Raw genomic sequence first — 16048 nt, 5'->3', positions numbered from 1 at the left:
TTTTTTTGTGATTAAATATTTTGGTTTGAATCGTCAATTTTTCTTTTTGCCAGCTTCCTGGCCTCGGTATTGGTTTCTTTTGCTTTGCCGAACGCATATAATCCAACCGTAAAGCCTGTTAGTATTAATAAGTTTGCATCAATTGCCGGATAATCTACTGTTACCAGCAGCGCCTGGATAAAATAGATCCACAGCGCAATAGACCACAGCAAATTCTGGAAGCGGTGCACGCCTTCACCAATGTCTTCCACCACGTTACCGGAAGATTCTTTGGCCAGCGTTTCGCCTGAAGGTGTTCTTGCCAGCGCCCAACCCAGTATAAACTGGCCACCGCTGATGCCTATTAATCCTAACAGCTGAGGCGGAATTGCCAGCAGCCTGCCGGTATAGAGATAAATAAATGCGGCGCTGAAAAGAATAAGTATGTTCCATACACCAAATTGTACACGGGATAAACTGAACTTGGTCTTGGGAGTGCCCGGAATAGTGGTCGGTTCCCTGAATATTTCTGTCCAAAAAAGAGCGTACACAAATGCTGCGAGCAAGATCAAGCCAATACCCCATGCCCAACCAGTTGCATTGGTTTTGACCAATTGCACATCAACTTTAACCGCCGAATTCAACAGTATGCCAGTTTCTAATCCTACAGTGATAATTTTGCCATCTAACTGGTTTGCTCCGTCGTTTGCGTGAAAAAAGGATTTCCATTCCATCAACTGGGCCTGCGTGGAAAAATCGAATCGATAATTTAGTGAAGTACCGGCCACCGGGCCGATAGGATATATTTTCCTGACAGGGATGTTGTCAACATAGATCACGAACAATTGCGCTCCAGCCGGCACAGCACTGTCAAGCTTCACCGTCACAAAGCTGGTGCGGCCAGGGTAAAAATGCCAATCCTTCTTTTGCTTTCCATCAATTTCTACTGACGACACACGCTGCGAAAATGATTGCAGCATCGCCATCATCAGCAAAAACAGTATTGCTGTGCGCCGGTAACTATTTTTTATAGATAGTATCGGCATAAAAAACCGGGAGTTCTGTTTCATCAGTTGATTTATTATAAACAGTTAATGAAAATGAAGCGTGTCCATTGCTATGTTTTTTGAAAAGATCATCTATCACCGCAGGCCGCGAACCCTGCGTGCATTCAATCTGTTGCAGGGGCAGTGAAGGCAAAGGCATATCCTGGTCAGCCACATCGCCGGTGGCCATATAATATCGTGCGGTGGATTTGTACGGGTTGGCAATCACCTCATCAGTAAACACTTTTTCGGCAAAAGTTTTTTCGCGCAGCAAAATGCGATTGAAATACCTGATGTGTGGAGTGGCCGGGCTGGCAGGTTCCACTTTTTCAGTTTCGTAAAGAAATTCTTCGTTTTTCACATCAGAATTTCTCACCACCCTTACATCCACCTGTACAGATATGATGTTCTCTCCAGCCTTGAACACATTGAAATCTCCAACCTGTATGTGTGGCTTGCCTGCACCGTCATGGAATGTGATGGTGGCGCCGGGAATGCTATGCTCATCTGCTATGCTCCATTCTGCCGCTGCAACTTTTCTCAATTCAAATGAATGCTGCGCGGTTTTGGTTGCAGCTTCCTTACTTTCAAATGCAAGCGTTGAAAATTGCAGGTGCAGATCAGTTACAAATGGTTTCCAGTCAAACGCTGCTCCCTGTGAAATGATACGGGCAGACCAGTAAGCAATAAAGTTTTCAATACCCGCCGCAGCCATTAGGAATTTTGCAACTTGGGTGGCCAGCGTTATATTTCCTTTGATGCGGTCGCCCTTTTGATAAGTATCCTTTATTTCCAGTTGATAGATCCACTTGCCCAGGGCTTCAATGTCCCATTCCGCAGCTTGCGGCTGGCCATCTGTGAACTTCTGATCGGCTGAATGCTGCAATATCACCGGCTTATCAGGAAACTCACGAATGATGCGGTGCCAGCCAGTTACCTTATAACTGTTTTCAAATTGCGCCGGCCTTATCAATTGTATCCAGGTGGAATGCTCTATCTCTTCGCTGCCGGTTGTAGGGGTAATATCAAATTCAATATGAGTTACACGTGGAAGCACATCAAAGCTGATATCAGTTGGCTCCCGCTGGTCAAACAATACGGACCATTTCTTACTCTCATCTATTTTAGACGATACCAGCTTGTAGCCCGCTTGCGTATCTAGGCTAAGTGTAAGGCGGTTGCCTGAGAGATCGACCGGCGTAGTGATGGCGGTGCTGATGACCCCATCATAATCATAAAAATTATTCAGCCGCTCCAGCAACAGGTTCCCGAATTCTGTTTTAATTGCATCCCCCACTTCCTGCTCCTGCATTACCCAATCCAGTTTTTCCCTCAGTTGGGTTTTGGCCAGCTTTCTTTTTACAGCTATCAACTGTTCAAAAAGATCCTTTTCAGCATCCTGCCCTGTTTTCACCTGTGCCGAAATAAAGTTGGCCTGCAACAGCTCATCCATTTTGTTCAGCACTATGCGCAGCGATTTGTCAAGATCGATATTGGTAAACACTTCCGAAGGCAAACCCGCCACCCGCGGTGAATATTCGCCGGAGAATAACTTGTTGGAGAATGGCCTGATACCGAAATAGCATTTATTTTCATCGAATGCTCCGTCTGCATCTGTATTTTCCGCCCTTAACTGTGAAAGCCCCGCTTCATTTATTACGAACAACACCCGCTTTTGGGTAATATTGTTGGAGCTGATGCCTAATGACCATGCGGCCATTTGCACTTTTTGCGGATCGTCGGGATGTGTTGTGTCAAACTTCAGCTTTGTACCCAGCCTTATGGCATCATTTAGATCGTGAACGGATGATCTTGCATTGTCTGCGGGATTGAGATGCGCAATTTCAGATTCGCAGGAATGCGTGGTGGCAAAGTCCCAGGTCTGGTCGGGATCGCTGATTATTTTTTCGTCGTAGCCAAATAGTTCGGCAGCTTCTTTGGCGGCCAATGTGTTTTCCAGGGGCCTGCTGATGCTGATGCTTATTGCATGCAGGTTCTTTACACTGTCTGCCGGGTTTGTTTCAACTGAAAATGCATCAATTGCCACAACATTTTCCGTAGGCATGTGTTTGGTTTCAATAATGCTTTGCAACAGCAGTGTAATGCTTTCTATCTTCTTTCTTAATTCTTCTTTTACCGTTTTTGTGCCTTTGTAATTGCTGAGTGTAACAATTGTTCTTGCATCTGTAAGCTGCGCCAGTATGGTGTACAGGTTATTTAATACGCCAGGAATTATCAACTTCAGCTTTTCAACATCCTCGCGTTCAATTTCATCGCCAAGCTTGTATTTGAAATCCTTGCCTGTACGCTCTATCGCCGCCAGGTCCAGTACTTCACGGATATCACTATTGCAGGAAACTTTCCAGGACAGGATATTTTTCTCCTTTTCCCAGTTGTCAAACCAATAGCCCAATTTTGTAAGCGGCCACGATTCCACGGGCACCAACTTATCAAAATAGAAATGCGTGTACGTGGCAGCGCCAATAGGCTTTTCACCCTTTGCGGCAATCCTGTATCCATGCACATCCCGGATGTCATACTCCAGCTTGTATTTCTTTCCTACTGTTTCATAACGCTTCACATTGTTTAGCTCTGCATAAAATGCCGGCAGATCATCTCCGGTTATGGTGCGGTCCATTACATTCAATGGAGAAATGTGCTCGTATTTATATTGATCGGTTACCGGGTTGCCATCTTTATCCAATACACTCGTTGGCATAATGGGCAATATGCGCTGCTTGTCCAGTATCACTTTGCCACCGCTTTCCTGTAAATTGAATTCCAGCGGCAGGTATTGCAGGTAATTGCTCTTTGGGTTCTTTGTGCGGTCGCGGAACACTTCAAAGCCCAAGCTGTGTGCGGGAATAACGGGATGGTATTCCTGTACAGCTTTCTTATCAAGCAGGATTTTGTCCAGGTACAGGTAGTGCGTTTTTTGGTCCAGCCCGTCAAACACTGTTTGGTTGAATGGCAACCGGAAGCAATTGAAGTTGCGCGGCACTTCGGCGCTGGTGGTTGAAAAAGAAACGATCATTGTTTCTTCAGTGCTTCCTTCAGGCAGCATTGCATCAAAATCCTTGTCAAGTACAATAAAGTAGCCTCCGGTATTGGTGGTTACTGCTTCCCACAACAGCTTTATGAAATGTTTACGGTCTTTGTTTGAATCTTCCCAGAAATTGCGGTTGTTTTCATCTTCTTTGCGCGCCTTGGCCAGCGTTTCAAACAAAGGTGGTGAGGTGCGGGGCGATAAATTGGTTTTAAGAATGGTGCCAACCGTATTAATAAGCCGCAGCAGGCGCACAGGTTGTTTCGGGTCATTTTCCACCGGCTTGTAGTACAGGTCAATGCCGTCTATGTCAAACTGCTCGCGGTGCAGCGTGTATATAAGGTTCAGCTCATCTGCATACACATTCACTATTTCTACTACGCGGTTGGTATGGCGCTTTATTTTTACTTCAACATTCAGGCAGTTGAAAACGTTCAGCGTAACAGCGCCGGCGTCGGTTGTTTGCTTAACGTCTGCAAATTTTACGGCGTAGGAATAAAGTGAAGAAAGTGTGCCGTGCTGCGAAAGCCTGGCCGGCAATTCAAAAAACCTTCCTTCAACAACACCACTGCTTTCTATGTTCAGCCGGCCTGTTTGCACGCCGATCGTTACCGGCAATAAGGAGAATGGACTGGTGAATTTGGGACCGGCTGCATCAAACTCGTCACGCAATTTTTCCAGGAAACCAGCAGTTTCAAACCCGGAAATGAATTTCCCCATATCACTGATATTGTCTCTTCTGCTTGCGGGCGATTCACCAAATACTTCATTGGTAATATCCTGGTCATCCAGCAATATGCTAACAGTTGCGGGATCAGGACCGGCAGCCAAAGGCGTGATAGTTTCCTGCTGTTCAAGAACGGCATAAATAGCTTTTGTCGCAATCGCCTGAGCTACTTCAGGCAGGCGCAGGCCGCTGTTATAAAAATAATTCAGCTGGCCTATAATGTCTTCCAATGAATCTTTCGGGTCCCAGGTACCTGTCACTGTTTGCTCTTCACTATTTTCATCCTTGATCTGGTACTCATAATGGAAGATGCCGCCATTATCAATGCTGATTGCAGGGTTAACGGCCTCGCCATTTTTTTGTTTGGGATTCACCTGGTTAAAAAAGGTTTCCAATGTAAGCAGAGCCGCCAGTGTAAAGAATTCCGGCACCATTACATTTTCACGTATATCGTGCTCAGGATCTGCCAGCTTTGCTATGTTATTGGTGCGGTCAAGGAACTGGGTTTTGTAATCATCATAAAACGCTTCCATATACTGCAGGTCGCTTTCTTTTTTCATGATGGGCCTGATGGTGCTTGTCACATCACCGCTTACCAGTCCTTTTACAGTAAGCCCGAATTTTTCTGTTGTTTCATGAATAGAAATTCCATTGGCATCGGCTATTTTTATTTTACAAACTACCGGGGCAGGAATGAGTGCATGTACAAAACTGTCTACTATGGGTTTGCAGGTAGGGCCGGGGCCAAGATCAATTTCGGTGTCATCCAGCAGGAAATAATTCTTAAGGATATTCACAACAGTTGCTTTATCCGTTGAATTGATCCCTTTAATAAATACGGGCCTGTAATTAGGAAGCTTGATATTTATTCTGACGTCTGCCCCGGCAGTGCCTTTCACGTCGTTGCCAATAAGAACTGCGCGCAGCGTTTCATAAGTATTTGCGCCTGCAATTGATTGTGCACTCAAACCCGTGACGAGGTTATTGAAGAATGGTTGCAGCACTTTGTTCTTGATAAAATTCTTTTTTGAGAAAACTATGCGATCCCCATCTTTTTTCAGGCCGAAAAAAGGAATGGAAAAACTATGCAGCATGAGCAACTGTTCCACACTGCCGCTTTCATTTATCTTAGAGAATGCGGGCATGTAGATCATGGGCACGTCTGTAATGCCATTGATCGTTACTTCTATTGGCGAAGCGCTTGTTTCAGGCAGGAACCTGTTGGCCTGTTTACGCGCCAGCTTTTGCGATGATCCGCCACCGCCAATGGTATATTCAAATCTTACAAATGCGCGGAACGACAAGTGAATTTTTACACAACCTATTTTAATGGACACCCGCACTTTCACTTCTCCTTCAATGTAAACTTTTACAGGCTGTATGCCCTTGCCCTGGCCTGGCTTTGAAGGATTTAGCACGTTACCCGGCTTGCTCAAATAGACCAGCAGCATCCCAAATTCTGCGCGCAATGAAATACGAATGGAAGCTTTGATGATGAAGAAATCCACGTATCCTACCAGCTCCGCAATGGCGCCTACCCTGCCCATGATAGCAAAATGGTCAGGGAACATTGTTGCAAGTCCTGTTTGGTTCTCAAATGCAAATGCGCCTTCTAAAATGCCATACACGGTAATGGAAGCACCTACATAAAATATTCCGCCGTCAATGTAAGCGCCTAAGCCTACACGCATGGCAAAGCCTGCCTGGATAATATTGAGATGCTTCCTTGAATAGGCATCATCAATAAAACCTTTGAACAGTGTAAGCGAAGCAGTCCGCGAACGCATGAGATAAAAACCAAACCAGCCTACAAATGGTGGAACGGTGCGCAGTTGCAAAAAGCCTGAACGCGACCAGTCATCGCTGGTGCGTGGAAAGCCAATGTCTGTTTTCCAATCACCATTGGTATAAATATCGATGCCAATATTGGGCAGCCTGAAATAAGCGCCGCCGGTGTCGTGCGACCTGATGGCATCTGGCAATTGTATTTCGGTAGAATACACGCCCAGGTTCTCGGAAAGTTTTTTATAAAGAATATCAATATTGAAGCCGGCCAGCAGGCCGTTCTTAAAACCTAAATGAATGCCATACAGCACCGGATCGTTGAAGATAAATTGCAGTTCCAACGGCCATTTCTCCGGAAGCAATGCTTCGGAGCCAATGAGCCAGTTGCGCTCAGGGCGGTAGACCGGGGGAACGCCCTGGCCGCACACTTTGATCTCAGGATTAAACACATTTTTTATCTGCTCTATGCCGTCTTTCACCAGGCGCATATTTTCCACTCCGTCAAGGCCAACACGCTGGCCTATGCCCAGCAGCAATTTGTTATTGGTGGGATTTGGATCTGTTCCTTTTACATAAGACATAAGCCAGGCTATCTTCTCTCCCGGATGGGCAAAAATCACGGCGCTGAAAGTTTTATCTTCCGGCGGAAGGTCTATGCTGAATATTTTTAAGCGTGCATCTAATATCCTGATGAGGAATTGCTCACCTGCCTTGCAGAACTCCAGCTTCTTAATATCCAGCTTCAATGCGCCAAACAGGTCCAGGTGAAGCCCGTCTGAGCTGGGACCATCCAGCTTAATGCCTATTGCAAATCCTTTTTTCAGCGTCCAGCCAAGGCAGAATTTTCCTTTCAGCGCTTTCAATGCTCCCAGGTTGCCAAGCGTGCCGAGATCAAAATCAAAAATGAATGAGAACATGCTGGCAAAGCAACCGATATCTATGTCGGGCACTTCAAAGTCAGGGAAGGTGAAATAGTCATAATCGATCTCTATTTCCTTCTTGCTTTTCCTTCTCAGCTTGAATATTTCAAAATGGCTGAACCTGATAGGAAAGCTGCTCAGCAAGCCCTTGCCGTTGAAGGATATTTTAGGAAATACCAGCAACCGTGAAAGATCAAATTTTATTGATGGCAGCTTTAATCCATCAAGCGAGAACTTTAAACCGATGTTTTGGAAATGCAGGTCATCTACTGAAAAAAGGTCCATTCTTGACCATGCGCCCAGGCCTGCCTTGGCATCGATATCAAAACGGTATTCTTTGGTGCCTTCTGAAAAGCTGAAAGATATTTTTGTTACGGTGATGTTGTCCAGCAAATTGCCATCACGGAACTTTATGACCAGGTTCTGCTTTGCGGAAAAATTAAATTCATCGTTGCCGGCGCTGTTCTTTTGGTATTGCCCTTCAAGCCTTATAAGGTTGGGCTTCACATCACTGGCAGGGATCTCATGCTCAAACTTTATCTTGTCAAATTCCACATCATTTTCAAACAGGTTTGGCACCTGCAGGAATGCAAAGGATTTGAAATTCCTGATCTCTGAATTTTCAAAGCGCACCAGCAATTTGGTGAGCAGGAATTTATGGGTTTTTATTTTTGCCCTGTCATCCTCAAAATGCTTTGATGCGGTTTTATAATCTTCAGATACCGAGCCATCGGGTTTATTGAGCAGGTCATAATCAATGATGCCATAAAAGGAAGTTGAACGAATGGCAACGCTGCCATCTTCAATACCTGTTTTGTTCACCGGGAATGCAATGTACTGGAAACGAAGGCCTGTTTTGAATTGCAGTTGATCACCAGGCTTTGCAGTTCCGGTGCTTGACTGCAGCACCTGCGATGCTGAAAGGCCATCAAATATGGTTGGAAGCTGCTTATTGTTCAATGGTATGTTGAGCACAATAACGCCATTCCACTTTGGATCTACCTTAATTGTATTATTGAAGTAGGCATAATCCGGCGTATTTGGAAACTCTGATTTGGATGTAATACTATCTATCAGCCTTTGATAATCTGCTGGTTTATAATTCCCGAAATTGCTCCAGCTTTCACGGTCGTTCAGCAGATCAATAAAGGAGCGTTTGCTGAATTTGAAAATGATAATGGTATCTTCAGTGTCGGCGGCGGCGGTAAAAACATCCAGGTCGATCTTAAACTTCTTCAGTTCAAAAAATACAATTATTTTTTCCAGTTGGCCTTTAAGCATGCGGGGCGTCAGCACAAAGAACACGTCTTCACGGCACAGTGAAAGGTTGAAGTCTGAAGTGGCTGTTACCCCGTCAACAGAAAACTGGAATGGAATGTCATTAGCTTCAGTTCTATCCTTTGCTTTTAGTCCGTCCTCCTTTTTGGGTCCCTTAATAAAATCAAGCTTTCCTGCATTGCGCAGGAAGCCTTGCGGGGTTACGAATTGTTTTGTGTCAATTTCTCGTGGGCCTGGACGCAAAGCAGCAGCTTTTACTTTTTTGATCCGGTATTTTGAAAATGCTTTTTCCAGTTCCAGCAAGTCCCGGCGGCCGGTGAAAGTGAATGTGGGAATGAATGGCAGCTCTATATTTTCTAGGTTTTTAACGGGGATGGCGCTGTACGCAACTTCGAGGGTAGGAGAGTCGCCGGTTTTTTCCACGTTGTCAAACAGCGGAGATTTTTCACTGTCGGTATGGTAATCTGTTCTATTTACCAGCGTTGTGAATACTGTCCTGGAATTTCCATGCGGCATAAATTGTATTTCGCGATCATCATACCGTACATTCTCAGATTCCCTGAACTGGATGATCATCTTGTTATCCACCCGTTCAGTACCCGAAAAGCCGAGCAGGGTATTTTTACCTTCATTGGCCATCTGCAATTGTTGGGCATCCTCCGGAATGAAAAAGAAGTTCCGCGTGCTTTTATCGCCGGCAAGCACCTCGGTAAAGCTAAGCCTCGAAACAAAGTTTCCATCTTTAAAGCTTGTCTTTGTTTTTTGTGCAAATTCATTTGGTATGTTGGTGGTGACGTGGGTGGAACGCACGGTTTCCATAAAACTGGAGTAATCATCTTTTTCATTGGAAACCGAATCGTACGGGAACAGTGTTACCACCAGTTGTGAATCTTTGCCATAATCTTCATGATCAAAGAAATGATAGGAGCGAAGTTTCATTTCTCCCTTATCATCCTGTATAAAAGGAATAGTGGGTTGTACCAGCGTGCCGTTCTTTGGCTTGGCGGCTGTAAAGCATAATGAGCCGAAATTGTTCGCGATGCTGGTTTTAGTGCCGCTGATCTTTGCAAGGTTTGATAATGGGATGACGGCGCTGGTGAAAACGGCCATTGATTCAAGCGCTGTTGTGTTGTGCGCAAGGAAAGTATGTTCTTTACCACCGGCAACGAGTACGTTTAAGTTGCCGTCTAGGAATTTAATGGTTGCTTTGTTGTCATTCCTTGAAATAGCTACCTGGTTGTCAGTGCTTCCAAATACCACGGCATAACCCTGTACTACATTCGACTTACTCATGACATTAATTGCCTGAGCATTGCGTGCACCGGCGGAGGTAAACTCGTCCAGCCAAAGTATTTTTCGTATGCCCGCGGCCACTACGCTGGAAAATTCAACCCTCACTTTATCGAAATCAGGCGTATCGGTCCTAAAGAAGAAAACAATGAAATCAAATGCCGTTGAATCAAAAGCAGTAGCAAGGTCAAACTCGGCTGCAGCGGTGTTTGCAGAAAACACGGCGAGCTTTGTACCTGCATTGTGGTAAAAATTCTTTAGAGTGGGATGTTGCGTTAATTTCATGGCTTATAGATTATGATATCGCCTGGTAGTATCAGCGGGCTTTGATTTGGGTTAATGTCTTTGTATTTCACAGAGCGATACCGGCCGTTGTATAACCTCATTAAATTATATTTTCGCGGCAGCGAATATTTTTGAGCGAATTGTGCTAATGTAGTGGCCAGCATCAGCTCTGCATCTTGCCCGTTTACTTTAACGGTTATGTAAGGTGAGATGAGGTTTCGCGTTCCGAAAGCTGATTTTACTATTGCTGTTTGACTCTCAATATCACCGCCATCTAAATGGGGGTACACATTTACAGGTTCATTGGTATGAACAAGAAAAGCATTGCATTGAATTATGTCTGCATCAGCGGTTGCAAAGCATGGATCGGGGCCGGCTGTAGGGTCACTGTTATTTCTCTTGAACTGTTCCTGGTAGAGAAAAATGTAATTGGAAGCTTTGGTGGCTTCTGATAATTGAATATCGCCGGTGGATGCCTGCAGCGACCTGTCTTTTACACTGTTTGTATAATTCGTGGGCATTGTGCCTGAACTGAATTTTATGAAAGGGCTCTGCACCACCAGGCCTGCATCGGAACGGAGGATAGAAATATCAAACGTGCCCTTAAGGCGGTAGCCCCACTTGCCCGCCTCCGTAATTTTTTCAACTGCATCTACTTTCAATTTCATGTCAGGGCTCAACATTATGAATGAATGGGCGCCTGATGTTTTAGATCCAAATCTTCCCATAACTGCCTTGTGCGGCCCAGGCATTAGTTCATTTAATTTTTTGTTTATTTCTGCGGCAGTAGTTTTTGCCCAGGAGCCGCTTGCGGCATTGTTTTCTAACCCGCTTAGCTTTATTATCACATCCGCGTGCAGGTTCTCAAATTTTTCGGTCAGATCTTGCTCTGAAGTAGTTCCTTCAAACAGCTTTGGATAATTCAGCTCTATCACTATGCTTGAAAAATCTTTTGCATTGTAATAAATGATCACTGCGCTATCAACATCCGCATAAATCTTATCAGCATTGTTGATTGAATAAGAGCGGTCCAGCCGTTCACGGGGAATAGCCCTGTCATCCCATTCATAAACAGCATTGTTTAAACTGGCAAGGTTGGCAAAGTACCCAGTGCCTAAACCTTTGATCAATACGCGGTGGTATTTGAACTTTGGATTGAAGTTTATTGATCTTTGATTTTTTTTGCCTAGGCGGGAATGAGGCGGCATCATGAACTCTGCCGTGTAGGACTTTCCTTTTGCTAGCGTTATGTTCACGGCCTGTAACCGGTATTGCTTTTGTGCGTTGAGTGGATACACCAAGAATGCTATATAGCAAGCGGTCAGCAGAAAGTAGATGAATAGGCGAGCAGTAATAAGCATTTTTATTCGTATCATACGCTAGCTTCTAAGATTATGTCAGTTATTGATGATTTAATAAGTTTCTTTAGGATCCCCATAAGGTGATTAGAATTTTTCAAAAGAGAAGGATTGATCGTTATGATTTTGGGCATCTATGGGTGTCGAACCCATGTCTCCAGAGGTAAACCTCTGTTGCTCTCCCAACTGAGCTAAGATGCCTCCATCATTTTCCAATTTTTTGTACTAAAAGACCAGCTTTCCTTCAGTGAAAAAATGCTGCGTTTTGTGGCAGTTGGCGAGTGTTGGTAAACTAAGTCCGGAAATAGAGCGTTGTTTAAACGAAGAAGGTCCTCTACTACTACTGGCTTTGAAGTAACATCTTCTAACAATGAGGCCGCAAAGGTTGCTGCACTTACGTATTCAGGGAAAAAAGACCGAATTTGATCACCTCTTTGTCCCTCCTTAGTAACGTTCTGGAATAATACTAAATTCAGCGTGTCATCATCTATTGTAATTTTTCTTCTGTCATTTTGAAACAAACCTTTTTTGGTTTCAAAAAAGGCGACAGTTCCCATGGCAAGCTCACATTCAGGACTACTGCCTACAAAAAAGCCACCCTTTGGTTTAAACAAAAACGTTTTGAGATCTCCGTTTAGATCCGTGTGAGTCCACATCATTTGAAGGGTTACTACCGTTAGGTTGTTAAAACCCATGTTGTTGCTTAATCCATAATTATAACCGAGGAAATTAACTCGACCTGTTTGTTCATCGAGTAGGAATTTTATCCAATTGTGGTACCCAGCGACCTCCCCCAAAGTTTTGTCACCGTTGCTGCGTGCTTCATATTTACCTTCTCCCACAAAAACATGCTCAAAGCCGGAGCAGTATGGTGAGGCCTTTCCCTTGTACCAGTTAGTGTAAAGTCGGAACCAGAGGTCGAACATTTTTTCAGTAAAGCCATCACGGAGCGGCTCTTTTAATTCTCCTTCGATGTAATCAATCGCCAGTTGCCAAACTTTTGTTTCTTGGACTGCTTCTAGGTACGCGAAGATTTCTGCGGTTTCTTCCGTTGTATAGGCTTCTTCTGCCCGGTAGTTGACAACATAGTTATTGAGCAGTTTTATAAACGCTTCGTTGAGTGGTGTTTGGAGTTTTTTGAGGTTGACTTTGGCAAATAGAGGGTTGGCAGCTAGGTCGGTCTCTCGTTTTCCAGACGCTCTTACTTGTTCGTCCAACAGGATGTCGGCAGCCGGATTTGTAAACCCATTGTCACCATTTTTTCCAGATACAGAAAATCTGTTTTCGTCAGCAGACCAGAGGGCCTGATAAATGTTCATTGGCTTGAGGAGTTAGATTTGGTTAAAAATTAATCGGCAAACAAGGCCTTTTCGGTGTCTCTGTCTAGTATCCCGGAGGGCTCCAGTCCCTTAGCGACCTGAAAGTTATATAGTGCAAGCTCCAGTCGCTCGGCGTTTGAACTTTCATCGTCAGCCTGATAAAGGTTTAGTTCTGAGAGTCGAATTTTGAGTTTTTGAAGGCTTGCCACCGAAAAACTGTTTTGAATGCTCCGGTCAAAGGTGGGACTCCCATGCAAATTCAGTTTTCGGATACCTTCAGCGCCAGCCACGCAGCTGATTTCTGGAACCAGAATGCCGATATCCCATTTGCGTTCGTTGGCGCGACCAACTTCGTATTCCATCACACCATACTGCGCTCCTCTTGCTTCGACAGTTTTTCCTTTCCCGTCTGTAAAGGCGATATGCCCAATTAGCTTCCGCTCATTTACCACTTTCGGCTTCCGTAACAGGATCGCACCTTCAATTTTCAGTGCATCTGCAAGACTAACGCTTTTAACGATGCCGTTGCGGGCGTCTTCATACCAGTACCCTGTATAGGCGCCTCCGCCCTCCATCCCCCGGTAACCGTAGAGTTTACCGGTGATGCGATTAACACAATAGGTGACAAATTCAGCACAATCCCAGGGGCCTTTCCAATTGGCGTTTTCCATTGGCACTTTTGCACCGAGATCATATTTTTCACCTAAGTGTGTTTTTGCGTACGTTAAGAGTTCGGTTGGAGTTGGCACTTTTGTGATTTAATAGTTGGGGAAATAATTTTGTAGGATTTTTTATAAGTTTCCTTCCTGTCCTGAGGCGTTAAAATGTGCATTTGCACAATGATTTATTCTTTTTCCACTCCTTGCTTATTATTTCGATAAGCAAACTAAGTGTTCGTCTGTTCCACCTAACACCACTTCATAAGCATTTCCTCGATTCAGCTGAAACGGATTTTCCCTATGGAGGGAGGTAACGCAAAGAGGACAGAAAAAGGCAAAATTTCAGGCATATAACTGTTAGTCGTTTAATTGTTTTCTTGGGACTATTTTTGGCAACTACCTGTTAAGAAATGCGAGTAAACCAACCTAGGGTCCTCTGCATTCTAAGGGACGATTTAGCAAACGCGATCCAAACAGCGATGTCTTTGGTCTGCTGCCAATCAGTTTTGCAGGCCACATTAGTCACACATGACAAAAAATGGTGTATCAGTAGGACTTGCCTATCTTTTATTAGAAAGGCAAGGCAGGAAGGTTGTTTTGGTAAGGTAACAGAAGCAAAATGTTTGTTCTCACGATTGCTTAGAATTTTCCGTCGGTTGTCTTTCTAAGACTCTAAAATAACTGAGAGAGTTGACCTTTAACCAAGTGCTCTACTCAATTGGTAGCTTGAAATAAAGCATAATTAGCAAAACTTGCAATACCCCAAATTGGATATTTTGTTTTTGCAAAAAAGTTCCTTTGGAAGAAGGCAAAGAAAACAAGGTTTTTGTAGCAGATGACTGTGTTTACTATTCTTTCCATTTATGGAGATTCTTCCGCTGATAACTGCCTATCACCTTATCAAATAGCACCCATTGAAAACTATATAAACAGAGTTTACAGGCCAATTCAGGCAATTTCTATTTGATCAACCTATGCATGAAAAATTCAAAGAAATATTTACGCACTCCCAATATTGTGCCTCGCATTATTGTCAAAATTGAGTGATTAGGAGTCCAACTGAGATACTTGGATCAAACGAATTTGATCAAGAGAAGAACGACATGAAGCTCATCCCTTTTTTACAGATAATTGTCAGACTAATTTGAAACATCCATCCTTAGTTTAAATCAAACATCTAAGCTTCAAACTAAACACATTAAGAACATGCTCAGTTAAACTTCTACCTAGACAGAAATATCATCTTGATGATTGGTTTGCAATCATCTGTATAACCAAAAAAGTTGCACTTAAACAAGTACCATTTAGTATCAGTTGGATGTCGCTTCTCGACGGCGTAACATAGTTCATTTGTAAGTACCCCTAAAAAGCGGACAGTTTAGAATTAGAGTTTTCTACTTAAATTCAGAAACTGTTATCATGAAACAAACACGATTTACCGAAACACAGATTGTTGCTTTTTTGAAGCAACAGGAAGGGGGCCGCACCACCAAAGAGGTTTGCCGGGAGCACTCCATCTCAGAGGCCACCTTTTACAACTGGAAGAGCAGGTACGGCGGCATGGAAGCCTCGGATGTGAAGCGGCTCAAGGAGTTGGAAGAAGAAAATGGAAGGCTGAAGCGGATGTACGCTAACCTGGCAATGGATAATGAGATCCTCCAGGACCTGTTCACAAAAAAAGGTTGGGCCCTGCCACCAAAAGGCAACTGAGTGTAGAGATTGTGCGCGAACGGAAAATACCTGTGAGCAGGGCCTGTAAGCTTGTTTCGCTGCCACGCAGCCAGTTCTACTACCAATCGGCAAAAGATGATCGGCAGGTCATAGAAGCCTTGCAGGAGCTTGCCTTTCAGCACCCCACGTACGGCTTTCGGAAACTTTTTGCTTATATGCGCAGGTCAGGCAAGACTTGGAACCACAAGAAGGTGTACAGGGTTTATAAGCTGCTGAAGCTAAACAAGAGGCGGAAAGGAAAAAGAAGACTACCGGCACGTGTAAAACAGCCTTTGCAACAGCAAACAGCCGTTAATAGAAGTTGGTCTATGGATTTCATGAGCGATAGTATGGTAGGCGGCAGAAAGTTCAGAACCTTCAATGTTATCGATGATTGCTCCAGGGAAGCGCTGGCCATTGAAGTGGACACCTCACTTTCCTCAAAGCGCATCATCAGAACGCTGAACAGAACCATCGACATGCATGGAAAACCTGCAGCCGTAAGAGTTGATAATGGACCGGAGTTTACCTCCAATGACTTTGAACTATGGGCACAAGAAAGAGGCATCACCATCCAATACATCCAGCCAGGTAAGCCGAGAGTATTACATAAAGTGTGTCAGTTGGGGTTTTCGTAACTTCAAAC

5 protein-coding genes, 1 tRNA gene and 1 pseudogene are annotated in these 16048 nt (G+C 44.2%); 1 reads left to right on the top strand and 6 read right to left on the bottom strand.

Translation table 11 applies throughout. The features are described 5' to 3' along the window. Nucleotides 1–11: 11 nt before the first annotated feature. From BUE76_RS07830 to BUE76_RS07805, 6 genes are all read right to left on the bottom strand, one after another. Entirely contained in the window at nt 12–1049 is a 1038-nt protein-coding gene (locus BUE76_RS07830) for a hypothetical protein (protein WP_143157315.1), read from the bottom strand. Next, nucleotides 1000–10356 carry a hypothetical protein gene (locus BUE76_RS07825; protein WP_073043758.1) on the bottom strand — a complete coding sequence of 3119 codons (9357 nt, stop codon included), beginning with the start codon at nt 10354–10356 and terminating at the stop codon, nt 1000–1002. The genes BUE76_RS07830 and BUE76_RS07825 overlap by 50 nt, the downstream gene beginning before the upstream one ends. After that, nucleotides 10353–11732 carry a hypothetical protein gene (locus BUE76_RS07820; RefSeq protein ID WP_073043756.1) on the bottom strand — a complete coding sequence of 460 codons (1380 nt, stop codon included), beginning with the start codon at nt 11730–11732 and terminating at the stop codon, nt 10353–10355. Before BUE76_RS07820 ends, BUE76_RS07825 begins: the two co-directional genes overlap by 4 nt. 110 nt (nt 11733–11842) lie before the next feature. Continuing rightward, nucleotides 11843–11915, bottom strand: a tRNA-OTHER gene (locus BUE76_RS07815). Then, a complete protein-coding gene (locus tag BUE76_RS07810; RefSeq protein ID WP_073043754.1) occupies nt 11906–13033 on the bottom strand; it encodes a hypothetical protein in 1128 nt (375 codons plus the stop codon). The genes BUE76_RS07815 and BUE76_RS07810 overlap by 10 nt, the downstream gene beginning before the upstream one ends. A gap of 29 nt (nt 13034–13062) precedes the next feature. Continuing rightward, the gene (locus BUE76_RS07805; RefSeq protein ID WP_073043752.1) at nt 13063–13704 is read right to left on the bottom strand and encodes a peptidoglycan-binding domain-containing protein; all 642 of its coding nucleotides are present in this window, start codon (nt 13702–13704) and stop codon (nt 13063–13065) included. Between the two features lie 1407 nt (nt 13705–15111). Between BUE76_RS07805 and BUE76_RS07795 the strand changes: the two are divergent. After that, a pseudogene (locus BUE76_RS07795) lies at nt 15112–16001 on the top strand (IS3 family transposase); the annotation flags it as partial. Nucleotides 16002–16048 lie beyond the last annotated feature (47 nt).

The sequence above is a fragment of the Cnuella takakiae genome (genome assembly GCF_001953305.1).
GTDB lineage: Bacteria > Bacteroidota > Bacteroidia > Chitinophagales > Chitinophagaceae > Flavisolibacter > Flavisolibacter takakiae.
This window is presented reverse-complemented; position numbering and strand designations above follow the sequence as displayed.

Excerpts from the sequence above, each read along its gene's own strand:
- BUE76_RS07830 (WP_143157315.1), bottom strand. The coding sequence starts at position 1,049 with ATGAAACAGAACTCCCGGTTTTTTATGCCGATACTATCTATAAAAAAT.
- BUE76_RS07825 (WP_073043758.1), bottom strand. The coding sequence starts at position 10,356 with ATGAAATTAACGCAACATCCCACTCTAAAGAATTTTTACCACAATGCA.
- BUE76_RS07805 (WP_073043752.1), bottom strand. The coding sequence starts at position 13,704 with ATGGAAAACGCCAATTGGAAAGGCCCCTGGGATTGTGCTGAATTTGTC.
- BUE76_RS07810 (WP_073043754.1), bottom strand. The coding sequence starts at position 13,033 with ATGAACATTTATCAGGCCCTCTGGTCTGCTGACGAAAACAGATTTTCT.
- BUE76_RS07820 (WP_073043756.1), bottom strand. The coding sequence starts at position 11,732 with ATGATACGAATAAAAATGCTTATTACTGCTCGCCTATTCATCTACTTT.